The organism is Methylocella sp. CPCC 101449 (assembly GCF_031921685.1).
Lineage (GTDB): Bacteria > Pseudomonadota > Alphaproteobacteria > Rhizobiales > Beijerinckiaceae > Terripilifer.
Genome location: NZ_JAPDHU010000003.1, coordinates 643,717 through 664,429 on the forward strand (window position 1 = coordinate 643,717; position 20,713 = coordinate 664,429).

The 20,713-nt window shown below is 61.6% G+C and carries 23 protein-coding genes; 11 read left to right on the forward strand and 12 right to left on the reverse strand.

Annotation, left to right across the window (positions count from 1 at the left end):
* The first annotated feature begins 1 nt into the window (after position 1).
* Together OIM99_RS23235 and OIM99_RS23240 are read left to right on the forward strand one after the other, a co-directional pair.
* On the forward strand, positions 2 to 1,510 hold the full coding sequence (locus OIM99_RS23235; RefSeq protein WP_311852859.1) for an AMP-binding protein: 1,509 nt from the start codon (positions 2 to 4) through the stop codon (positions 1,508 to 1,510).
* Positions 1,507 to 2,004 (forward strand): RidA family protein, encoded by a 498-nt coding sequence (locus OIM99_RS23240; RefSeq protein WP_311852860.1) that lies wholly within the window; start codon positions 1,507 to 1,509, stop codon positions 2,002 to 2,004. Before OIM99_RS23235 ends, OIM99_RS23240 begins: the two co-directional genes overlap by 4 nt.
* A gap of 3 nt (positions 2,005 to 2,007) precedes the next feature.
* Here OIM99_RS23240 and OIM99_RS23245 read toward each other — a convergent pair whose 3' ends face one another.
* The 3 genes from OIM99_RS23245 to OIM99_RS23255 form a co-directional block, all read right to left on the reverse strand.
* Positions 2,008 to 2,922, reverse strand: a complete 915-nt coding sequence (locus OIM99_RS23245; RefSeq protein WP_311852861.1) for a tripartite tricarboxylate transporter substrate binding protein — start codon at positions 2,920 to 2,922, stop codon at positions 2,008 to 2,010.
* Positions 2,923 to 3,303: 381 nt separating this feature from the next.
* Positions 3,304 to 3,777 carry a Cys-tRNA(Pro) deacylase gene (gene ybaK, locus OIM99_RS23250; RefSeq protein ID WP_311852862.1) on the reverse strand — a complete coding sequence of 158 codons (474 nt, stop codon included), beginning with the start codon at positions 3,775 to 3,777 and terminating at the stop codon, positions 3,304 to 3,306.
* Between the two features lie 5 nt (positions 3,778 to 3,782).
* Positions 3,783 to 4,589: a rhomboid family intramembrane serine protease gene (locus OIM99_RS23255; protein ID WP_311852863.1), complete on the reverse strand. Its 807-nt coding sequence runs from the start codon at positions 4,587 to 4,589 to the stop codon at positions 3,783 to 3,785.
* A gap of 463 nt (positions 4,590 to 5,052) precedes the next feature.
* Here OIM99_RS23255 and OIM99_RS23260 point away from each other — a divergent pair, with 463 nt between their 5' ends.
* Complete coding sequence (locus OIM99_RS23260; protein WP_311852864.1) at positions 5,053 to 5,661, forward strand: PAS domain-containing protein; 609 nt, start codon at positions 5,053 to 5,055, stop codon at positions 5,659 to 5,661.
* A 137-nt stretch (positions 5,662 to 5,798) separates the two neighbouring features.
* Positions 5,799 to 6,422 carry a PilZ domain-containing protein gene (locus OIM99_RS23265; RefSeq protein WP_311852865.1) on the forward strand — a complete coding sequence of 208 codons (624 nt, stop codon included), beginning with the start codon at positions 5,799 to 5,801 and terminating at the stop codon, positions 6,420 to 6,422.
* 61 nt (positions 6,423 to 6,483) lie between these two features.
* On the opposite strand, the gene OIM99_RS23270 is transcribed toward OIM99_RS23265, so the two are convergent.
* Positions 6,484 to 7,662 carry an ABC transporter substrate-binding protein gene (locus OIM99_RS23270; protein ID WP_311852866.1) on the reverse strand — a complete coding sequence of 393 codons (1,179 nt, stop codon included), beginning with the start codon at positions 7,660 to 7,662 and terminating at the stop codon, positions 6,484 to 6,486.
* 228 nt (positions 7,663 to 7,890) lie between these two features.
* Here OIM99_RS23270 and OIM99_RS23275 point away from each other — a divergent pair, with 228 nt between their 5' ends.
* On the forward strand, positions 7,891 to 8,469 hold the full coding sequence (locus tag OIM99_RS23275) for a hypothetical protein (RefSeq protein ID WP_311852867.1): 579 nt from the start codon (positions 7,891 to 7,893) through the stop codon (positions 8,467 to 8,469).
* Positions 8,470 to 8,529: 60 nt separating this feature from the next.
* Positions 8,530 to 9,099 (forward strand): helix-turn-helix transcriptional regulator, encoded by a 570-nt coding sequence (locus OIM99_RS23280; protein WP_311852868.1) that lies wholly within the window; start codon positions 8,530 to 8,532, stop codon positions 9,097 to 9,099.
* Here the strand turns inward: OIM99_RS23280 and OIM99_RS23285 are convergent.
* From OIM99_RS23285 to cysE, 3 genes are all read right to left on the reverse strand, one after another.
* Positions 9,096 to 9,791: an HAD family hydrolase gene (locus tag OIM99_RS23285; RefSeq protein ID WP_311852869.1), complete on the reverse strand. Its 696-nt coding sequence runs from the start codon at positions 9,789 to 9,791 to the stop codon at positions 9,096 to 9,098. The genes OIM99_RS23280 and OIM99_RS23285 overlap by 4 nt on opposite strands.
* A 75-nt stretch (positions 9,792 to 9,866) precedes the next feature.
* Positions 9,867 to 10,262 carry a DUF3126 family protein gene (locus OIM99_RS23290; RefSeq protein ID WP_311852870.1) on the reverse strand — a complete coding sequence of 132 codons (396 nt, stop codon included), beginning with the start codon at positions 10,260 to 10,262 and terminating at the stop codon, positions 9,867 to 9,869.
* Positions 10,263 to 10,356: 94 nt separating this feature from the next.
* Positions 10,357 to 11,184 carry a serine O-acetyltransferase gene (cysE, locus tag OIM99_RS23295; RefSeq protein ID WP_311852871.1) on the reverse strand — a complete coding sequence of 276 codons (828 nt, stop codon included), beginning with the start codon at positions 11,182 to 11,184 and terminating at the stop codon, positions 10,357 to 10,359.
* A gap of 196 nt (positions 11,185 to 11,380) precedes the next feature.
* Here cysE and OIM99_RS23300 point away from each other — a divergent pair, with 196 nt between their 5' ends.
* The gene (locus tag OIM99_RS23300; RefSeq protein WP_311852872.1) at positions 11,381 to 12,517 is read left to right on the forward strand and encodes a cobalamin-independent methionine synthase II family protein; all 1,137 of its coding nucleotides are present in this window, start codon (positions 11,381 to 11,383) and stop codon (positions 12,515 to 12,517) included.
* Here the strand turns inward: OIM99_RS23300 and OIM99_RS23305 are convergent.
* Positions 12,514 to 13,272: an alpha/beta hydrolase gene (locus tag OIM99_RS23305; RefSeq protein WP_311852873.1), complete on the reverse strand. Its 759-nt coding sequence runs from the start codon at positions 13,270 to 13,272 to the stop codon at positions 12,514 to 12,516. The genes OIM99_RS23300 and OIM99_RS23305 overlap by 4 nt on opposite strands.
* A 125-nt stretch (positions 13,273 to 13,397) precedes the next feature.
* On the opposite strand from OIM99_RS23305, the gene OIM99_RS23310 reads away from it, so the two are divergent.
* Positions 13,398 to 13,640 carry a zinc-finger domain-containing protein gene (locus tag OIM99_RS23310; protein ID WP_311852874.1) on the forward strand — a complete coding sequence of 81 codons (243 nt, stop codon included), beginning with the start codon at positions 13,398 to 13,400 and terminating at the stop codon, positions 13,638 to 13,640.
* A 22-nt stretch (positions 13,641 to 13,662) separates the two neighbouring features.
* Entirely contained in the window at positions 13,663 to 14,865 is a 1,203-nt protein-coding gene (locus tag OIM99_RS23315; protein WP_311852875.1) for an FAD-dependent monooxygenase, read from the forward strand.
* A gap of 148 nt (positions 14,866 to 15,013) precedes the next feature.
* Here OIM99_RS23315 and OIM99_RS23320 read toward each other — a convergent pair whose 3' ends face one another.
* The 4 genes from OIM99_RS23320 to OIM99_RS23335 all read right to left on the reverse strand — a co-directional run bounded on the left by OIM99_RS23320 (position 15,014) and on the right by OIM99_RS23335 (position 18,254).
* On the reverse strand, positions 15,014 to 15,451 hold the full coding sequence (locus tag OIM99_RS23320; RefSeq protein ID WP_311852876.1) for a VOC family protein: 438 nt from the start codon (positions 15,449 to 15,451) through the stop codon (positions 15,014 to 15,016).
* Between the two features lie 189 nt (positions 15,452 to 15,640).
* The gene (locus tag OIM99_RS23325) at positions 15,641 to 16,723 is read right to left on the reverse strand and encodes an LLM class flavin-dependent oxidoreductase (protein ID WP_311852877.1); all 1,083 of its coding nucleotides are present in this window, start codon (positions 16,721 to 16,723) and stop codon (positions 15,641 to 15,643) included.
* A gap of 292 nt (positions 16,724 to 17,015) precedes the next feature.
* Positions 17,016 to 17,444: a MarR family transcriptional regulator gene (locus OIM99_RS23330; protein ID WP_311852878.1), complete on the reverse strand. Its 429-nt coding sequence runs from the start codon at positions 17,442 to 17,444 to the stop codon at positions 17,016 to 17,018.
* 81 nt (positions 17,445 to 17,525) lie between these two features.
* Complete coding sequence (locus OIM99_RS23335; protein ID WP_311852879.1) at positions 17,526 to 18,254, reverse strand: GntR family transcriptional regulator; 729 nt, start codon at positions 18,252 to 18,254, stop codon at positions 17,526 to 17,528.
* A gap of 260 nt (positions 18,255 to 18,514) precedes the next feature.
* Here OIM99_RS23335 and OIM99_RS23340 point away from each other — a divergent pair, with 260 nt between their 5' ends.
* On the forward strand, positions 18,515 to 18,940 hold the full coding sequence (locus OIM99_RS23340) for a TadE/TadG family type IV pilus assembly protein (RefSeq protein ID WP_311852880.1): 426 nt from the start codon (positions 18,515 to 18,517) through the stop codon (positions 18,938 to 18,940).
* A complete protein-coding gene (locus OIM99_RS23345; protein ID WP_311852881.1) occupies positions 18,940 to 20,664 on the forward strand; it encodes a TadG family pilus assembly protein in 1,725 nt (574 codons plus the stop codon). The genes OIM99_RS23340 and OIM99_RS23345 overlap by 1 nt, the downstream gene beginning before the upstream one ends.
* Positions 20,665 to 20,713: the final 49 nt, after the last annotated feature.

The following is a 20,713-nucleotide window of genomic DNA, read 5'->3' on the forward strand; positions in this document are numbered from 1 at the left end:
CATGCATATCGGCACGAAATGGGCGCAGCTCGCCCGACGGCATGCGGACCAAACCGCCATCGTCGACGACGCCGGACAATGGTCGTACGGGCAGTTCGCCTCTCGGATCAATCGCTTTGGCAATGCTCTGTTGCGGCTCGGTCTCGTCACTGGCGACCGCGTCGCGCTGCTGGCGCCCGACATCCGCGAATATCTCGAAGCCGATTACGGCACGATGGCGGCCGGGCTGGTCCGCGTACCCCTCGACCCTCGCCTGACCCGCAATGAGCTGATCGCTCTGATGCGGCATGCCGGCGTGCGGGCCGTGGTTTCTCACGTCTCCTATGCTGAAAAGCTCGCCGGCCTGCATACCGAGATCGAAAGCCTCGGCTCGGTTGTCACGATCGGCGGCGCCGTGGACGGTGCGCTCGACTACGAAACGCTTCTCGCCGAAGCATCGGACAGCGCTTTGCCCGAAGGCGATGAGAATGATCTCGCGGCACTGAATTTCAGCGGCGGCACCACCGGCGCGCCGAAAGCGACGATGATCCGGCATCGCAACTTGATGGCCGTGACACAAAACACCATTCAAGGTTTCGAGATCTATCCAGAAGCGATCTTCCTCAACGTGCGACCGCTCTGGCCCATCGCGCAAGTCGTCATGATGTCCTATCTCATGGCCGGCGCGACCGTCGTCCTCGGCGGCCGCTTCGATCCGGAGGATTTTGCCGCGCAGATCGAACGCACAGGCGCGACGCGCACGTCGCTCGTTCCCACCCAATTGGTGCGCTTCGTCGAACGCGCCAGCCCGAATGATCCCAGGCTCGCACGCTTGCAGGCCATTCACGTCGGCGGCTCACGCATTCCGCCAACGGTTTTCGAGCACGCTCTGACGGTTCTCGGCCCAAAAATCGGCGTTCTCTATGGTCTCACCGAAGCGCCGGTGACCTGCTATCTGAAGCCGCAGCAATTGGCCGGCGATGAGCGCCAGCGCCTCAGCGATTCCGTCGGCCGGGAGCTGTTTGGCTATCAGATCAAAATCGACGGCGCCGATGACGATACCGCGCAGTCCGGCGAGGTCCTGATCCGTGGCGGCAATGTCATGGCCGGCTACTGGCAAAACGACATCGCCACCAGCGTCGCCCTGCAAGACGGCTGGCTGCACACCGGCGACGTCGGCCAGTTCGATGCATCGGGCAATCTGTTCATCGTCGGCCGCCTGAAAGATGTCATCCGATCCGGCAGCAGCACCATCATCCCCAAGGAGGTCGAGGATGTCATCGGCCAGCATCCGGCTGTCAGCGAAGTGGCGGTCTTGGGCCTGGCCGATGTGGAATGGGGCGAAGCCGTCACCGCCTTCGTCGTTTTGAAGACGGGTCAGTCCGTCTCTGAAAACGATCTGCAAGAGCATTGCCGGGCTCATCTCGCCAGCTACAAGAAGCCACGCAAGGTCCACTTCGTCGCCAATCTGCCCCGGTCCCACTACGGCAAGGTCCTGCAGGCGCAATTGATCGCCGAGGTTTTGGGGTGACGACGCAGGAAGCTGATCGCGTTGAAGTGCGCTTGCAGCAGCTGCACCTGAAGCTGCCCCCGCTGCCCGAGCCCGGCGGTCATTATGTACCGGCGGTGCGCACCGGAAACCTGATCTTTCTGTCCGGCGCCATCGGCACTGCTTACGAGAATGACCGCTGGCACCTGCCCCTCAAAGGCAAAGTTGGATCGGATTTGACCATCGAACAGGGACAGGAATCCGCACGTCTCTGCATACTCAATCATCTGGCGGCCCTGAAGCCGCTCATCGGCAGCCTTGATCGCGTCCAGCGGATCGTCAAGCTGACCGGCTATGTGAACGCTGCCCCAGGCTTCACCAAGGCGCCTATGGTTCTGGATGGTGCCTCACAGCTTTTGATCTCAGCTTTCGGGCAAGACATCGGCAGCCACGCGCGCACCGCCGTCTATCAGCACGAGATGAGTTTCAACGCGCCCATCGAAACCGACCTCATCGTCGCCATCGCTCTCGACTGACGCTTACTGCTTGGCGATATTGCCAACTTTCATGATCTCTTCGTATTTCGTTTGCTCGTCGCGCTCGAAATCCTGAAATGCCGCCCCGGTCGCGCCGGAGAATTCCAGCCCCTGCGCGCCAAACCACTTCAACGTATCCGGCACCTTTCTCACATCTTGAACCGTGGCTTCGATCTTGGCCAGAACATCGGCAGGTAAGCCAGCCGGCGCCCATAGCCCGTACCAGGTGTAGAATTCGAAATTGCCAAAGCCCGCTTCCGCAAAGGTAGGAACATCAGGTGCCAACGGACTGCGCTGCGTCCCCGAAATCGCCAGCGCCTTGACCTTGCCGCTTTGGGCCAGCGGCAGCGACGTCACCAGCGGATCGAGAAGACCGCTGACATGACCGCCGACCAGATCGTTCAGAACGGGGCCCGTGCCACGGTAGAGCACGACCGGAATGTTCAGGCCGGCTTTGATCTTGAAAGATTCAGCCGACATATGACCTGCCGATCCATAGCCGCCGGTCGACAGATTATACTTGTTCGGATTGGCCTTGGCCCGATCAACAAAATCCTTCACGGACATGGCCGCTTCCGGATGCACGATAAAGAGCAGCGGCCCCTTCGCGATCAATGCGATCTGCGTAAAATCCTTCAGCGGATCGAAATTCGGTTTCTCCATCGCAACGATCGGATTGACCACGAAAGTCGATGCGCTGATCAGCAAGGAATAGCCATCGGCCCCCGCTTGGAGAACGGCATTGGCGCCGACATTTCCCGATGCCCCCGGCCGGTTTTCGACATAGAAATTCTGACCAAGCTTTTCGGAGAGGTGTTGCGCCATCACGCGCGCCACCACATCGACGGCACCGCCGGCGGCAAACGGAACGACGACGCGAACCGGCCGGTTTGGATAATCTTCGGCTCGAACGCTCATCAGAGGCAGACATGCCATCGCGGCCGAGACCACAAGCATCTTGATTTGCCGCCGCATCATGCTTTCCCTTTTCTCTACGGAAAGTCGCGCACGCACACGCCAGGAAGCCCCTTCAAACGCAACGGCCCCTTGGCGAGATAAGCGACCTCCGTTCATGCCGATCAGAGCACGAATTAACGCACGCCCGTCGAGGACGATGAAATATCATGATGTAGGAAGATCATACCGCTGAAGTATGGATCGCGGAGCGTCGTGCTCACGCACAAGGCAACAAGCATGGCCGCCGCACGCCTGCGGTCATTCTGAGTACTATATAGTCATCCCACCGGCAAAGCGAAAACGATCGGCCGCCAAGTTCGTGGTCGCGAAGTTCCCGCCCGCTCAGGCGATGATCGCCGCGGCGCTCGCGCCCAACGCCGTCAGAATGTCTTGCGGCCGCAGGCGAATTTGCAAACCGCGCTGACCGCCATTGACGAAGACGCGTTCGTGACCGAGCGCCTGCTCTTCCAGAACGGTCTTCACCTTGCGCGTCTGGCCGAAGGGGCTGATGCCACCGACTTTATAGCCCGACAAACGCTCCGCATAGGCCGGTTTCATCATCTGGCCGGACTTACCACCGACAGCGGCGGCGAGCTTCTTCATTGAGACTTCGTGGTCGGACGGCAGGATGACGCAAACCGGCTGATTGTCGATCATCGCCATCAAAGTCTTCAACACCTGATCGGCCGGCACGCCCAAGGCCTCCGCCGCCTGCATGCCGATGCGGTCGGCGGTCGGATCGTAATCGTAGGTATGTAAAGTGAAGGCTATCCCGGCCTTGTCGAGCATCTGGGTCGCGCGTGTTGCTTTCGCCATGGCGATTACTGCGTCTGCTCGCTGCGTGGCGAGAACCAGGGATCGAACAGGCCAAAGAAGAAAAAGCCGACGATGAAGCCGCCGATATGCGCTTCCCAGGCGACACCGGTTTCGGTGATGCCAAGCGGCACGGCCAGCACACCAACCGCCAGATTGATGACGAACCAGATGGCGACGAATTGCAGGATGCGCAGGTTCTTCCAGCTATCGGCAAGAGGAACGGCAGGCACGCGCATGGCGTCTTCGGCTTGCATCTGGAACGTATCGACCGGCCCCAAAGGCCCGCCAGGCTGAAAAATGAAGCGGCAGGCCGCGCCCATGACGGCGGAGACACCAGCGGACGCGCCGACCAGCGGAATGAACTGCACTGGATGCAGCAGATAATAGGTGAGCGCGCCCGCCGCCGTGCCGACCAGAAACAATGCCAGAAATCGCACCGGAGCCAGCCGCTGCGCCACCGGCGCGCCGAAGGCCACCAGCCACAGGGAATTCATGCTCACATGCATCCAGTCCGCATGGAGGAAGCCATAGGTCACCAAAGTCCAGGGTTGAAAACTACCGTCACCGAGGAGATAGCGCGCCACCGCGAGCTGCGATCCGTCCGAACCATTCGACAGATCGGTAAGCGCCGTCGCGACCGCATCCGGATCGAAGCTGAACGTCATACGCCCGGCAACATAAGCGAAGGTGCGAAACACCCAGCCGTCTTCATCGACCGTCAGCCCATATGTGCGGAAGGCATGAATGACGAAAAACAGGACGACGAGAGCAAGCACGACGCCGGGAAGATTGAAAACTTTTTCACGCTGCACGTCGGTCGGCGTCCATGGCTTGAAAGAACACCTCCCAGATAGCGCACTGACGGGCGAAAATCCCGTCAACAAATGGACAATGCCGTGAAAATAAAAAGGGAGCCCCAAAAGGGGCTCCCTGGTTCGCTGCCACCGCCGGAGCATGCGGTGATCGACGCCAGGTCCAAATTGCCGAATGGAGCGCGCGGCCACCTGGACAGTTAATCTCGTCATATGTCGGAACGGCCACATCGCCCGACGAGACAATTATGAGTTCAGCCCCCGGAGCCGACAACCGGCAAGCATTTTTAACCTTAATTTAAGGCCGACGGTATCCCACGGCATTTACGATCAATGACTTAGTCAACTTTATCCGACCCTTTTGGCACGCCCTTCGCTCCCTTTCCGGGAATTGGGAAGCGAACGGCCGGAACGTCTCAAATCTGAACAACAGATCCGGCCTGACGTCTCACGGGGGTACTTTATGAAACAGGCCGCCACGCGCGAGCTCTTTAGGTATTGGAACGAATTGCGACAGGAGCGGTCGGCCCCTGACCGGCTCGAACTCGACCCCACGGCGATCCGTGGGGCTCTGCCCAGCACGTTCATGCTCGAAGTCGACCCGCCCCGCTCCTATCCACTGCGGATCGCCGGGTCGCGCATCCATGCCCTGTTCCGCCGCGAGGTTCTGGGCGAGACCTTCCTCGGGCTGTGGCACCGCGACGACCGGCCCTCCATCGAGCGTCTGCTGAGCACGATCCTCGACGAGACCCTCCCGGCCGTGATCGGGGTTGTCGCCGCGCCCCAGCAGCGCACGCCCGTTGAACTCGAAATGCTCCTCCTGCCGTTGCGTCATGAGGGCAAAACCCACGCAAGGTTGCTCGGCTCCTTGACACCGACGGCCATACCGTCCTGGCTCGGCCTGGTTGGCGTTGAATCCTTGAGGATTTCCACCTCCCGCTTCATCGTCGACGAGATCAACCCGCCGACGGCCGCTGGCCGTGGCGGGACGGATTTCAATCCGCCCTTCGCCCAAGGCCAAGTCCACGTTCGCCGCCACGGCCACCTGCTGGTGTTCGAAGGCAGCCGGTAGGCGCAATTTAATCTCCCCCGAAAGCAGAAAATTAACGTCGACGGGGGAATAACAGAATGTTTCTGAGATCGGTTTGACGTCGTCGAAACTGTTTGGGCGTTAGGCTGACGGAGTTTCACGAAAAAGGTAGCGCCGTCATGTCGTGGTCCAGAGCCACGCTGCAAAGGGTCACCCGAGCCGATGCCTTCCAGGATCGCCGCCGTCACCAACGGGTGAAGGTGAGCATTCCCGGACGATACATGCTGCCCGATCATCGGGAATATCCCTGCCAGACCTTGGATATGTCGCCAGGCGGCGTTGCGCTGATCGCGCCCGTCAGCGGCCCCATCGGTTCGCGGGTCGTCATCTATCTCGATCACATCGGCCGGCTCGAAGGCCAGCTCGTGCGCAACATCGAGAACGGTTTCGCCGCCCAATTGCGCGTGTCGCCGCTCAAGCGCGACAAGCTCGCCGATCAATTGACCTGGATGGCCAATCGGCACTTGCTCGGCGTACCCGAGGATCGCCGCCATGAGCGTATCGAGCCCGTGACCAAGCGCGCCATGCTGAAACCGGGCGACGGCACGGAAGCGATCGTCCGCATCATCGACGTTTCGATCTCCGGTGCCGCGCTCGAAACAGCGCTGCGCCCGCCGGTCGGCACCTATGTCACCGTCGGCCGCACGGATGGCGTGGTGGTGCGCCATTTCGCCGAGGGCATCGCCATCGAATTCCTAAAGGAACTGCCGATCGAACGTTTCGATCCGGGCATTCGGCTCTAAGTTCTCCCTCAAACGAAAAACGGCGGCCCCGGCCGCCGTTCTCTTTCATATCGAGGCCCGCTTATTTCGCCGGGCGCGTCGGATCCTTCACGTTCGGGATCGTGGCAAATTCGACATTGTAGAGTTCGCCATCGGCACCCTTTTCCGTGCGGCGCACGTAAATGTTCTGGATCAGATCGCGTGTCTCGCCGTCGAGCTTCACGGGACCGCGCGGGCTTTCGAATTCCATGCCGATCATCGCCTTCACCAGCGCATCGCCGTCGCCCTTGCCGCCGGTCTTCTTCAGCGCCTCGTAGATCATGTGCATGCCGTCATAGCCGGTGACCGCGACGAAGTTCGGCCGGCGGTTGTTGGCTTTCTTGAAGGCCGCGACGAAAGCCTTGTTGGCGGCACTGTCATGAGCGGCGGAATAGTTATGCGCCGAAATCGTGCCGAGCGCGATATCGCCCGCCGCATTGACGATGTCGTCCTCGACGATCGAGCCTTCGGTATAAACCTTGATGCCCGACTGCGCGAGACCGCGCTCCGCCGCCTGTTTCATGAAGGCCGCGCCGACACCACCCGACGGCACGAAGACGAACAGGGCATCGGGCTTCAGGTCGATGACCTTCTGCAAGAAGGGCGCGAATTCAGGATTGGCCAGCGGCACGCGCAGCTTTCCCAACACCTGACCGCCACGCTTCTCGAAGCCTTGGGTGATCAGATTTTCATAGTCCTGGCCCGGGCCATAATCGGACACCAAGGTCACGATCGACTTGGCGCCCTGCTGCTGGATCCATTCGCCGAACGGCACGCCGACCTGCGCCACCGACAGCATGGACCGCACGATATAGGGCGAACGATCGGGAATGATCGAGGTGGCGCCAAGCATGACGATCATCGGCGTCTTGCTTTGCGTCGCGATCGGCGCGGTGGCGAGCGCACCTGGGGTCAGCGTGAAACCGACGAGGAAATTCACCTTGTCATTGACCACGAGCTCTTGCGCGAGACGACGGGTCGTATCGGCGACGCCAGTGTCGTCCTTGACGATCAGCTCGATCTTGCGGCCAGCAACCGTGTCGCCGTGCAATTGCATGTAGAGCCGCACGCCCGCTTCCATCTGCCTACCGACGGCGGCGAAGGGACCGGTTTGCGACGAGATCATACCGATCTTGATCGGCGGTTCGTTCTGCGCCTGAGCCTGCGGCCCGGCGAACATCGCCGCTGCCGTCAACGCGGCAAGAGCTACTCCCCATTTCATTTTATTGCCCCTCATCGTTTTTCATAGGCTGGCAGTATGCCATGGCGCTTTCCGTAGCGCCAACACTGGCCGATGTCTCTGCCTATTTCGGCGCAGGCCAAAAAGACGATGGCCAAGCGATGGCCAAGACGATGGCGTAGACTGCCGCCAATGCGCATTCGATTCGCCGCGATCGCCCTGGCCGGTCTGGCCGCTTGTGCTGCCTTAGTGTGGGCAGGATACCCCATCGTGACGTCGCGTGTCGGACAGGGCGCCCCGCGCTTGGTCGACGTTTCGCTGGGCTCGTTGCGACTGCGTCTTGATCCAGCCTACATCCGCCACGCCGAAGACAAGTCGGGCGGACCGATGAACGAATTGATGCTGGCCGCCCGCTTCGATAGCTTTCGGCCGGCGCCTGCGGCCACGCCCTTGCAGCCAGACATGACCCAGGCGGATGCCGATGTTTTGATCCTGCTGCTGCGCCCCGCCGATGCAACACTCAATCCGGCCGATCGGACGTCGAAGCTTTATGCGCGCTTCCTCGAAAGCGACACCTGGAGCCATCCCGGCGGTCTCGTCATGCGGCGTTTTTCGTCCAAGGGCCCTTATACTGGCGAAGAATTGTATATCGCGCCGCCGGAAGGCCGCCGCTTCGCCGCGCGCTGCATCCGCCCCCGGCAAAACCATGACGGCCTGCCCGACACCTGCGTCGCCGACCTGCGCGTCGAAGCGATCGACGTCAACGTCCGCTTCTCGCCCGACCTGCTGCCGGACTGGGAGAAACTGGTGACGGGTGTCGAAGGCCTCGTTCTGAGCATGACGCGCTGAGAGGCGACACGATTTCGCCTTGTCGTCTGGTAGAGTGCGCGCCAGCTCAAAGGTACGGCCATGACCAGGATCACTGAAGATATTCCTTTGCCCCATCTGGGCGCCATGTTGCGCCGCTGGCGCCGCCTGCATCGCGTCAAACAGGCCGATCTCGCCGAGAGATTGGGGGTCAACCAGAGCACCATCTCGCGTTGGGAGGCCGGCACGCAGCAGATCGAAACGGTGGAGCGGGCGCGGATCGAAGCTTTGCTGGCTGCCCGTCTCGACAGCGCTGCCGATCATGTGCTGGCGACCTTGGTGCGCGAAAACCCGCGCGCCATGCATCTGGTCTGCGATCTCACGCACCGTCTGCTCGCCTGTTCGCCAAGCCGGCAGGCCGAACTGGGCTTGGCGCCCGTCGAGATCATCGGCCGCTCTCTCTGGCCCTATGCGACGGAACAGGTGGTGGCGGCCGAGACCGCCCTGACCCAAGGCGGCTGGCGCGAGAGCGCTCTGGCCGCTCCCGTCGAATTTCAGACCGGCGAGAATGGCTCGACGATCGTGCCGATCCGTCCCAGCCTCTGCCGCTGGACACGCCTTACATTGTCCGACGGGACGGCCGCGCGGTTGGTAGAGACGCTAGCAGCTTAATCGATCGCATCGATCCAGCCGGGCAATTCGGCCAGGCTCGTCAATTGTCGGAAGCGCTGATGCACGCCTGGACCATCGGCGCGTTCATGATGCCAGACGAGAGCCTGCGGAATGAAGGCGGCCCAAGCGCCGGCTTCCAAGGCCGGCAGGATATCGGAACGCATGGAATCGCCCGCCATCACCACCCGCTGCGGCCGCACGTCATAGCGCGCGAATAGACGGCGGAACGTCTCGGCCGTCTTGTCGCTGACGATCTCAATGCCGGAAAACCGATCGCCCAAACCTGACGCCGCGAGCTTGGCCTCCTGATGCAGGAGATCGCCCTTCGTCACCAGCACGAGACGGCCGCGCCGCGCCAACTGGTCGAGCGTCTCCTCGATACCATCGAACAATTCCACCGGATGAGCGAGCAGCGCGCGGCCCGCTTCCAGGATATCCGTCACGACTTTCGCCGGCAGATCGTTGCCGCCAAGTTCCAGCGCCGTCTCGATCATCGATAGCGTGAACCCCTTGGCGCCATAGCCATAGAGTTTGAGATTGCGCGCTTCGCAGGCGTTCAGTTTCTCGCGCGCCACATGGGCTTCCGCGAACGGCCGCAGCAAAGCCAGTAGCGCGGCTTCGGTCGCATCGAAGTGGCGCATATTGTGCCAGAGCGTATCGTCGGCATCGAGACAGATCAGATCGACAGACATGGCGGCAATCTATCACTCGCCCTCTGCCATAAGCCACGCATCAATTATGCGTGGGCGAATTATGCCTAGGCAACCTCAGAAGTCCTCGAGATCGAAATCGAGAATGGCGATCTGCAACGTGTAGGACGAACCGCGCGGATCATCGGCCGAGATGACGCCGAGAAAATCGTCGCCCGAATTGAGCTCGACGGAATCGGTCTTGCGGCCGCGCGCGACGATCTTCAACTTATCGTTCTCGAACAGCCGGCGCAGATAGTCCTGCAGCACTTCGCGGCCGACGGGAATGCGCATGGCCAGCGCAAAGGAGCGATCGCCATCCTCATCGTCCACCGTGATCTCGGCGATCTTGCGTTCGCCGAGATTAACCGCGGCCGCATCCGTATTCTTCGGATCGACGATGACGCGAACATCCTCATTGCCGAACGCGTGCCGCAGGAAGGCCTGCAATTGGCGTATTTCGGTCTTTTCCACGAGGCATTCTCCAGCTGTCATCTTCCGGCGCCCGCATTGCCAGAAAAGGCCATGAGGGGCAAGACAGGACGGGGAATAAGTGACAGTGAAAGGACTAACCTTCGGCCTTATCAGCCAAAATCTGGTCCATGGTCCGTGCCGGTTCGGCGCAGCCCGCTTCTCCAACCTCCCGGGCCGGCACCCCGGCCACCGTCTTTTTCGGCGGCACCGGATGCAGCACGACCGAGCCCGCGGCGATGCGCGAGCAATGGCCAATCTCGATATTGCCCAGGATCTTGGCGCCGGCGCCGATCAGCACGCCGTGACGAATCTTCGGGTGGCGATCGCCACTTTCCTTGCCGGTGCCGCCCAGCGTCACGTCCTGCAACATCGACACATCATCATCAATGACGGCCGTCATGCCGACAACAAGGCCGGTGGCGTGATCCAGGAATATGCCCTTGCCGATCTTGGCGGCTGGATGAATGTCGGTCTGAAACACTTCCGAGGCGCGGCTTTGCAGGAACAGAGCGAAGTCCTTGCGGTCGGCCTTCCACAACGCATGGCCGAGCCGATAAGCTTGGATGGCGTGAAAGCCCTTGAAGAACAGCAACGGCTCGATCAAGCGCGTGCAAGCCGGATCGCGATCGAACACCGCCATGATGTCGGCTTGGAAAGCTTCGGCGATCGAGGGGTCTTGCGCGACGATCTCCGTATAGGTCTGGCGCAGAATGTCGCGCGGCACTTTCTGGCTCTCGAGCCGCTCGCTGACGCGCTGAATCACCGCGCTCGCCAGCGTGTTGTGATTGAGGACATTGGCCAGCACCAGATTGGAGAGTTCCGGTGACTTGCGCACCATTTCCTCGGCCTCGGCGCGCAGCCGCGCGAGCACTGGATCCGTATCGGCAAAGCCAATGATCTTGGCTGAGGAATGCATCGTCATCCTATTCTCCACCCGCACGCCGATCAGGCCAGAGCCTTGGCCCCGCCTGTCTTGCGTCTGCCCGTTTATACCACGAATATGTTGACGAGGTCATGAGCAGACAAGGCGGAGCGTCGATCCGGCTCGTCAAGCTTTCGTTAACGCACGGAAAGTGTTGCGTTTCCATGACAGGTGCAGGGAGCAAGGCGGAGGGATCATGCTGGGCAGCCCCATGAAAATCAGGACCACCCATGTCGGCAGCCTGCCGGCGCTCGTCGACCTGGACGAAAAGGCGCCCGATTATGCGCAAAAACTCGCCGGCGCCGTCGATGCGGTGGTGAAGAAACAGCGCCAGATCGGCATCGATGTCGTCAACGAGGGCGAATACACCAAGGGAGGCGATTGGCTGTCCTTCGTCGAAAGCCGCTTCTCCGGCTTCGAGGCCCGTCCTGCGCCGGCGGGCGAAAAGCCGCTGCTCGCCCAAGGCAAGGACCGCGAGGACTTCGCCGCTTTCTATCAATATGCGAGCGAACGCGGCACCCTGTTCTATACGCCCGGCGGACAGATCAAGCAGACGCGGCCGATCTGGGTCTGCAACGGCCCGATCGCCTATACCGGCCAGGCTGAACTGCAGCGCGAAATCGCGCTGATGAAGGAGGCTGCTGCCGGCACCGAAGCCTTCCTCACCTCGACGGCGCCGGCGAGCCTCGAAGTCTATCGCCGCAACGAACATTACGGCAGCGAGGAAGCCTATCTCTATGCGCTGGCCGATGCGCTGGCGGTCGAATATCGCGCCGTCGCGGATTCAGGTCTCATTCTTCAAGTCGACGACGCCTGGCTGCCCGCCTTGTGGGATCGCATCGGCATCGGCATGGGGATCGACGCGTTCCGCAGCCGCTGCATGCGCCGCGTCGAAGCGCTCAATCATGCTTTGAAAGGCATTCCGGAAGAGCGCGTGCGCTATCACCTGTGCTGGGGCAGTTGGCACGGCCCGCATGCCTACGATCTCGAATTGAAGGAGATCGTCGACATCATGCTCAATGTGAAAGCGCAGGCCTATCTGATCGAAGGCGCCAATGCGCGTCACGATCACGAATGGCAGGTGTGGGAAACGGTTAAATTGCCGAAGAACAAAATCCTCATGCCCGGCGTCATCACCCATGCGACCGACGTGATCGAACATCCGCAACTCGTCGCCCAGCGTATCGGCCGCTATGCCGGCGCCGTCGGCAAGCACAATGTGGTCGCCGGCGCCGATTGCGGCTTTGGCGGCCGCTCGCATCCGCAGATCGCCTGGGCCAAATTACAGGCGCTCAGCGACGGTGCGGCGCTGGCGAGCAAAGCGCTTTTCTAAGCCAGAAACTCGAGCACGCCCTGCTTATAGGTGCGATCACCAACCGCCAGGTTGTGATCGCGCCCGGGAATGTCGAGCGACTGGCCGTGCGGCAGCAGCCGCGCCAGCAACGGCCCGTCGCCCGACACGTCGTCCTTGGTGCCGACGGCGACGAGCACAGGACACGAAATCTCCGCCATATCCTGCTCGCTCATGCTCTGGCGCGTGCCGCGCATGCAGGCCGCCAAGGCAAGCAGATCGCTCTTCGTCGCTTCGGCGAAGCGCCGGAACATCTTCTGCATCGGATCGGTCAGGCCATCGCCCGTGGGCGCTTCCAGCGCATCGGCGATGCCTTGCGGCAGCGCGCCGCCCTTCACCAGATTGATGCCGAGGCCACCGAAAACCGCCCGGCGCACGCGCTCAGGATGTTCATGCGCCAGATGCGCGGTGATGCGCGCGCCCATCGAATAGCCCATGACGTCGGCTTGCTGGAGACCGAGATGATCCATCAGATGGACCACGTCGCCGGCCATGATCGAGCGGCTGTAGGCGGCCGGATCGTAAAGCTTCTCGCTTTCGCCATGGCCGCGGTTGTCGAATGCGATGACCCGGCGCCCGTCCTGGGTCAGCGTCTTGACCCACTGCGGGAAAACCCAGTTCACCCCATGGTTCGAGGCAAAGCCATGCACCAGGACAATGGGCTGATTCCGGTCGTTGCCGACGGCAGGGACATCGATATAGGCGATACGGACGCCATCGGACGAAAAAAACTGCATCAAAACGGTCTCCGGTGGGGTCATTTCGCCCACGTTGCGGCACCAGGCCGCCGGTTAGCCCTCTACCCAAGAGAGCCGTCCTTCTCTAAGGTGCAACGCAATATCCGAGGATCGAGGAATTTTCCATGGCCGACCACGCCACACCCCATTTCCACAACCAGCCGGGCGTTCCGGCGGTGCGCGTCGGCGCCAAGGAATTCATGTGCATTGGCGCCCTGCCGCCGTTCGACCATCCCCATATCTTCATCGACATGGGCGGCGATCAGGAAGCGATCTGCCCCTATTGCTCGACGCGTTATCTCTACGACCCTTCTCTCCACGGCCATGCCGACCCGGCCGAATGCGAAGTGAAAGCCCGCGCCGCGTAATCAGGCGGGAACGGACGTTCCCTTGACCGAGAAAACCCACGCCATCATCGCTGGCGCCGGCATCGGCGGATTGACCGCCGCGCTGGCGCTGGCGCGCGCCGGCTTTCGCGTCAGCATGCTGGAGCGTGCCGCGCTGATCGACGACGTCGGTGCCGGCCTGCAACTCTCCGCCAATGCCACCTGCATCCTGCGCGATCTGGGGCTGCTCGAGCGGCTGTGGCGGGTTGCGCTGAGCCCGGAGGTGCTGCATGTCCGCCGTGCCTCCGACGGCACCGAACTGATGCGCATGCCGTTCGGCGCGCTTGCCGAAACACGCTGGGGGGCACCGCATCTCGTCGTCCATCGCGCCGATCTGCAGCGGCTGCTGCTCGAGGAGGCGGCGCGCTCGCCTGACATCACCGTCGAGACCAATACGGAAATTCTCGGCTTCACCACCTTGACCGGCGGCATCCAGGTCGGCGCCACTCAAGGCGGCGAACAAGTGCGCTACGATGGGCACCTTCTGATCGGCGCCGACGGCCTGCGCTCCACTGTGCGCGAACGCCTGGGTCTCGGCCTTGGCGACCAGCCGGTCTATTCCGGCCGCTCGGCTTGGCGGGCCTTGCTGCCGGCCCAGGATGCGCCGGCCTTCGCGCTGATGCTCGCCTCCAATCTCTGGCTCGGTCCGCGCGCCCATCTCGTCCACTATCCGCTGCGTGGCGGCGACGTGGTCAATATTGTCGCCATCGTCGAGGACAAATGGCGCGGAGATGACGACCGCCAGTTCTGGCAGACCGAGGGCGATGCGCAGTTCGTGCAGGACCGCTTCGCCCACTGGCATGCCGACGCGCAGGCCCTGATCGGCGCCGTCAAGGAGTGGCGGCGCTGGCCGCTGTTCGACCGCAACACCGTCGACCGCTGGGCGCTGGATCGGGTGGTGCTCTTAGGCGATGCCGCCCATCCTGTTCTGCCTTTTCTGGCGCAAGGCGCGGCGCTCGCCATCGAGGACGCCGCCGAAATCGGCCGCATGGCCAGCCAGCATGGCAGCAATATCGGCGCGCTCGTCCGCGCCTATCAGGCCCGCCGCATTCGCCGCGCCGCCGATGTCCTGTTGGCCTCGCGCCGGCAGGGCTCGATCTATCACATGGCGAAACCGCTCTCCTTGGCGCGCGACCTCGTCATGCGGCGCCTCACCGTCGATGCGGCCATGGCGCGCATGGACTGGCTCTACGGCTATCGCGGCTGAAGGCCTGGAAATGCCCCTTGCATGGGGTTGTTCCTCAAAATCCCGCGATACCCCCTCCCCCACGACGCTCTGCGACGCCCGCCGCAATGAAAGCGTGTGGAAGATACGAGAGCAGCACGGCGGAATTTTGGTCTTTGACGGCCGCTTCTCAGCTCAGTTCCTGAGCGAGCCCGATGAGCAGTCCTTCTGGCCCACGGATGTAGCAGAGCCGATAGACGTCTTGATAGTCGACGACTTCGCCGACGAGCTGGGCGCCACGCGCGCGGAGCCGTTCAAGCGTCTCGTCGATGTCATCCACGGTGAACATGACGCGGAGATAGCCGAGCGCATTGACCGGGGCGTTCCGGTGATCCGCGACGACAGGTGGCGCGAGAAAGCGGGACAACTCGAGCCGGCTGTGGCCGTCCGGGGTACGCATCATGGCAATCTCGACATGCTGATTGCCCAGGCCGGTGACACGTCCCGCCCATTCGCCCTCGATCGTTGCCCGCCCTTCAAGCTCAAGCCCGAGTGCACGAAAGAAATCGATCGTCGCCCCGAGGTCTTCGACGACGATTCCCACATTGTCCATCCGCTTGAGCGCCATGTTTCCGATCTCCCGAGGTGCGGTTTTGTAAGGTATCGCCCAGTCTAACGTGATTGCGAGGCGAGACCGAAGCCTTGGTGTCATCAAGCCACCTGAATACGCCGCAGCCTTCGTGTCATCCCGGATCAAACGAAAACCCCGGCTCCGAGGATCGGAACCGGGGCTTCAATCTGGCGTTAAGCGCGCGTTTTACGCGGCAACTTCCGCCCGCACCTTGGTGTGCGAGCCGGCGAAATGCGGCGCGATATCGCTCATGAACTGATCCATCTGCTCGACCACCATGGAATGCGGCTTGCCACCGCAATTGAAATACAGAATGACTTCTTCCATGCCGGATTCCTCGACGCGCTTCAGCGAGTCGGTGATCTTCTGCGCCGAACCGAGCAGAATCGACTTCTCGCCGAGATCGCCAGCGCTGACGCCCTTCAGCAGGTCGACGATCTTGTTCATATACATCATCGACGGCGGCGACTTCGACGGATCCTGCGTGATCGCCGGCGTCACCGCGCGGCGGAAATAAGCCATCTGGCGGGCGCGGCCATATTCCTCATCCTTGCCTTCGCCGATGTGGATGAAATAGCTGCACATCGCCTTGCCCGGCTTGTTGTTGTGTTTCTCGCATTCCTCGCGATAGGAGCGCACGGCATTGCCCAGATCGCCGAAGGTCAGCGCGGCGGCGAACGGCGCGAAGATGATGTCCATGCCCTTGCGGCCGGCGATTTCCATGCTCGCCTTCGAGAAACAGGCCATGAAGAACGGCACATGCTTCTGCAGCGGGCGCGGCGTGATCGCCATGTCGTCGATCGTGTAGAACTGGCCCTTATGCGACCACTTGCCGTTGGTCTCCCAGGCCTTCTTGATGATGTCGATGCCTTCTTCCATGCGCTCGAGCGAGGTCATGTAATCGGCGCCGAAGGGCTCGTATTCCTTGCGGTCGTAGCCACGGCCGACGGCGAAATCGACGCGGCCGCCCGACAACAGATCGAGGGTCGCCCATTCTTCGGCGACGCGCAGCGGATGGTGCATCGGCAGCACCGCGACGGCCGGCGCCATGCGGATGCGCTTGGTCTGCGCGACGATCGAGGCCAGCACCATATGCGGGCAGGAATTGACGCCGAGCGAGTCGAAATGATGCTCGCCGATCCAGGCCGAATGCATGCCGAGCTTTTCGGCGTGCAGCGCCTGTTCGCGGATTTCCAGAATGAACTCTTCCGGCGTCCGCTTGATATCGTCGTAGTTGTTGTCGCTCAGAGTGAAATAACCGAATTCCATGAAACCCTCCTTCTCAAGATATTCGCTCAGGATATTCGTGACTTTGTTCCGCGGCGGCCTGGAAAGCGCTTTGCTTGCCGGTGCAGGCCGACGTCCCCGGTCCGTCAATGAGTCATGTCGTCGACACGGGCCGTTGGCCGTCGTTCAAAGGTGTCGGGCGCCCTCTCTCCGTTTCCACCAGCGAGCACGATATGTGCATTTGCACGCATCTTGCCGCAAAGCGGGACAGGATGCAAGTCGGAATCAACGCCTCAGGGTGCGAAAACTGTGCTGCGACGCAGCAAGAGCGATCTTAAATCCGGTCGAGATTGGTGAAGACGCGCTTCAGCATGTCTTTGAACGTGGCCACTTCCGCCGGCGAAAAACCGTCGAGCGCCACGGTTTCATAGCGGGTGGCCAAAGGCAGCATGCGCTGGGTCAACTGCTCGCCGTGCGGGGTCAGATCGATCTGCACTTCACGGCCATCGTCTTCAGAGCGGCCACGCACCACCATGGCGCTCTCTTCCATGCGCGTCACCAGACGCGACAAGGTCGTGCGGTCGATGGTTGTCGAGATGGCCAATTCCGACATGCGCTGCGGCCGCTGTGTCGACAGCGCCGCCAGCACGCGCCACTCCTGCAGCGTCGCGCCCAAGGGTTTGGCGTCACGCCCCCAAGCGATCGCCAACCGCGCGCCGGCGCGGTTGAGGAGATAGGGCAGAAAATTGGCGAAATCGAACATGGATAAAGACCGGCAGGTAAGCGCCGGTTAAAACCGCGGCCCCGCCCTGTCAAGTTGGCAATTCGGCATTGGTGCGCAGAGTCAGCGGGGTCGGGTGCCCTGACTGTCGATCACCGCGCGCATCGTCGCGATGAAGACATGCATCTGTTCGGTGACGGCCTGGGCACCCACCATGCCCTTGCTGTCCCGGATCGCAGCGATCATCTCGCGATAGTAACCATTGGAGGCCTTGAGGTTCTGCCGCATGTCTTTTGACAGGCTCTCGTAATCAAGCCCAGACAAACCGATGAACGGCAGCGACATGGTGCGCATCAGAATGTTCGTCACCAAAGAACTGTCGGCCAATTGCAGGACGAGCTTGCGAAAGTCGCCATCAAGCTCCTTCAACAGTTCGAGCTTGTCGGCACTGTCGATATCGGGATGACACGTGTCGTCGATCGCCTGTGCGAGCCGTTCGAGTTCAGCGAGATCTGATGCACGCGCACCGCGTTCGGCCGCCAACAGAAGAACCAATCGCTCCATCGCGCCGCGCAGTCTGATCATGTCGATCACATCGCGCAGCGTGAACTCGCGCACGAAGTAACCGCCCCCCGTATTACGTACCACCCAATTCTCGGCTTCGAGACTCTTGAGCGCCGATCGCATCGGCGTGCGCGAGAGCCCTAAGGTTTGCGCGATGGCATTTTCTGGAATGCGGCTACCGGGTTGTAACGAGCCATCGCTAATCAGTCGTTTGAGACCGGCAATGGCCCGCTGCTCTCGATTTTCAGCTAGATCCGCGTCGCCTTCCTGCTTCTTCACCAACTTCATTGGACAAATCCATTGCTATGAAAACGGACTGAAAAATCGCCATACAGAACGTCAGTCCAAAATGGTCGTTGACACCAGAAAACACGCTCGAACGCTGGCAAATAAGGCCTCCCCAATGCCTTCGCTGCGCAACGAGCCGAAGTCGCATAAGCGAACAGTAAGATTTCATCAACAAATCCGATATTAAATACAGCGGTATACCAAGGCATATCGATATATGCCGGGAAATAATGCGACAGGCGTTGGGCGGGGTTACAGCAATGGCCAAGCCAGTTTCTTTCCGGAACGACATCCGCGCGGTGAGCGCCATCGAATTCGCTTTGGTGGCTCCGCTGCTGTTGTTTCTACTGCTGGGAATAGCCTGCTTTGGCTATATTTTCGGCGTTCACCACGAGCTTCAGCAGATCGCTTCCGAGGCCGCCCGCGCCTCGGTGGCCGGCACCACCAACACCGAGCGCGATACCCTGGCCCGCAGCTATGTCACAGCTAATGCGGGCGACTATGTGCTGCTGAAGAGCTCAAAAATGACCGTCACCACGACGGCCTCGGCGGCGCCTATAGCTATGTTCCAGGTTGCGGTCTCCTACGATATGACGGGGACCTTGCCCTATCTCCTCGGCAATCTCCTCCCTCTGCCGAACTCGCAAATCTCCCGTACGGCCATCATTCAGCAAGGAAACTACTGATGCTGCGCTGGAAGCAAAAACTCTCCGCCTTCGTCCGCGATCGTCGCGGCGCCACGCTGATCTTCGCCGGCATCGCCATGGCCGCCCTGATGGGCTTCATGGCGCTGGGCGTCGATCTCGGCTCGATGTTCTTCGAAAAGCGCCGACAGCAGACAGCCAATGATCTTGCCGCGCTCGCCGCGGCCAGCGACCTGGCCAAGGCCAGCGCCGCCGCCCGTGCGACGCTGACCCGCAACAACACACCGTCGACCGCCAATATCGTCATCGAGACCGGCACCTATACGCCAAACCCGGCCATTGCACCGGCCTCGCGCTTCGTACCCGGCACATCTTCCACCACCAATGCCGCGCGCGTCTCCGTGAAGTCCGTGCAGCCGATCTATTTCGGCCGCGTGCTGTCCCTTTTCAACCAGGGCTCGCTGTCCAACAGCGCGGGTGTCAACGTTCAAACCTCCGCCGTGGCGGCCACCAACGCCCAGGCCGCCTTTTCCGTCGGTTCGCGGTTGCTGAGCCTCAACGGCGGCGTCATCAACGGCGTCCTCAACGGCCTGCTCGGCACCAGCATTTCGCTGACGCTGATGGACTACCAGGCGCTGGCGAATGCTCAGGTCAATCTCTTCACCTTCGCTGACAAGCTGGCCACACGTCTCAACCTGACCGCCGCGACCTATTCCAGCATCCTGTCCGGCAGCGTTTATACGGCCGACGTGTTGCAGGCTGTGGTGGAGGCCGCGCGTGCCAATCCCTCCAACAGCACCTCCGTCATCGCCAATCTCTCCCAAATCGCCAATGCCAAACAAGGCTCAACCGACAGGATGAGCCTGTCCTCGCTGCTGTCGCTTGGCGTTTACGGCGGCAGAGTGCCGGGACAAGGCGCGCCCCTCACCGCAGCCATCTCGGCGCTCAATCTGGTGTCCACCGTCGCGCAGATTTCCGGCGGCACCAATCAGGCGAGTATTTCGCTGGCTCTTGGCTTGCCTGGCCTTGCCTCCGTCAACCTCGCGCTCACCATCGGCGAACGCCCGGTCGGCACGAGCGCCGTCACCGTCGGCGGGGTTGGCTCGACCGCCTATACGGCGCAGACGCGCCTGCTGCTGACGATCAGCCTCATCGGTTCCGGCAAGGCCTCCTTGATCAACGTTCCGCTCTACATCGAGGTGGCCAACGCCTATGCCCGCCTGACCGCTCTCAGTTGCTCGCCCTCCAATCTGGGCACGTCCAGCGTCACGCTTGGCGTCAAGCCCGGTGTCATCGATGCCTGGATCGGCGATGTGTCGATGGCCGCCATGAGAAACTTCACGGCGCCCCCCACCTTCGGGTCGGCCACTTTGGTCAACGCCATCGGTGTCGTGAAGGTCACCGGCAGCGCTCATGCAAGCATCGGCAATATGACCGAGACACCATTGACGTTCAGCTATGCCGACATCACGGCCGGCACGGTCAAATCGACCTCGACAACGAGCTTCATAACGCCTCTGCTGACCAGCCTGATCAACAGTCTCAATCTGCAGACCTCGGCGCTTGGCGGTCTGTTGAACCTCGATCTCCTCGGCCTCGGCGGTCTGCTCGGTACGGAAAGCCTCGTGAGGAACACGCTCATCGCCGCGACCAGCTCTCTCGATACAGTCATCAGCAGCATCCTGGTCGCGCTCGGCATCAACATCGGCGTCGCCGACGCCTGGGTGACGGGCGTGAGCTGCGGCAATGCCGTCCTGGTCAATTGAAGTCTTTCAGCGTTCGACAGAATCGCCGAGCGCTGTACGGTCATTGCGA

Bases quoted from the DNA above. Each gene is read 5' to 3' on its own strand.
- OIM99_RS23235 (WP_311852859.1), top strand. From the start codon at position 2: ATGCATATCGGCACGAAATGGGCGCAGCTCGCCCGACGGCATGCGGAC.
- OIM99_RS23245 (WP_311852861.1), bottom strand. From the start codon at position 2,922: ATGAGCGTTCGAGCCGAAGATTATCCAAACCGGCCGGTTCGCGTCGTC.
- ybaK (WP_311852862.1), bottom strand. From the start codon at position 3,777: ATGGCGAAAGCAACACGCGCGACCCAGATGCTCGACAAGGCCGGGATA.
- OIM99_RS23260 (WP_311852864.1), top strand. From the start codon at position 5,053: ATGAAACAGGCCGCCACGCGCGAGCTCTTTAGGTATTGGAACGAATTG.
- OIM99_RS23265 (WP_311852865.1), top strand. From the start codon at position 5,799: ATGTCGTGGTCCAGAGCCACGCTGCAAAGGGTCACCCGAGCCGATGCC.
- OIM99_RS23270 (WP_311852866.1), bottom strand. From the start codon at position 7,662: ATGAAATGGGGAGTAGCTCTTGCCGCGTTGACGGCAGCGGCGATGTTC.
- OIM99_RS23280 (WP_311852868.1), top strand. From the start codon at position 8,530: ATGACCAGGATCACTGAAGATATTCCTTTGCCCCATCTGGGCGCCATG.
- OIM99_RS23285 (WP_311852869.1), bottom strand. From the start codon at position 9,791: ATGTCTGTCGATCTGATCTGTCTCGATGCCGACGATACGCTCTGGCAC.
- cysE (WP_311852871.1), bottom strand. From the start codon at position 11,184: ATGACGATGCATTCCTCAGCCAAGATCATTGGCTTTGCCGATACGGAT.
- OIM99_RS23300 (WP_311852872.1), top strand. From the start codon at position 11,381: ATGCTGGGCAGCCCCATGAAAATCAGGACCACCCATGTCGGCAGCCTG.
- OIM99_RS23305 (WP_311852873.1), bottom strand. From the start codon at position 13,272: ATGCAGTTTTTTTCGTCCGATGGCGTCCGTATCGCCTATATCGATGTC.
- OIM99_RS23310 (WP_311852874.1), top strand. From the start codon at position 13,398: ATGGCCGACCACGCCACACCCCATTTCCACAACCAGCCGGGCGTTCCG.
- OIM99_RS23320 (WP_311852876.1), bottom strand. From the start codon at position 15,451: ATGGCGCTCAAGCGGATGGACAATGTGGGAATCGTCGTCGAAGACCTC.
- OIM99_RS23325 (WP_311852877.1), bottom strand. From the start codon at position 16,723: ATGGAATTCGGTTATTTCACTCTGAGCGACAACAACTACGACGATATC.
- OIM99_RS23330 (WP_311852878.1), bottom strand. From the start codon at position 17,444: ATGTTCGATTTCGCCAATTTTCTGCCCTATCTCCTCAACCGCGCCGGC.
- OIM99_RS23335 (WP_311852879.1), bottom strand. From the start codon at position 18,254: ATGAAGTTGGTGAAGAAGCAGGAAGGCGACGCGGATCTAGCTGAAAAT.
- OIM99_RS23340 (WP_311852880.1), top strand. From the start codon at position 18,515: ATGGCCAAGCCAGTTTCTTTCCGGAACGACATCCGCGCGGTGAGCGCC.
- OIM99_RS23345 (WP_311852881.1), top strand. From the start codon at position 18,940: ATGCTGCGCTGGAAGCAAAAACTCTCCGCCTTCGTCCGCGATCGTCGC.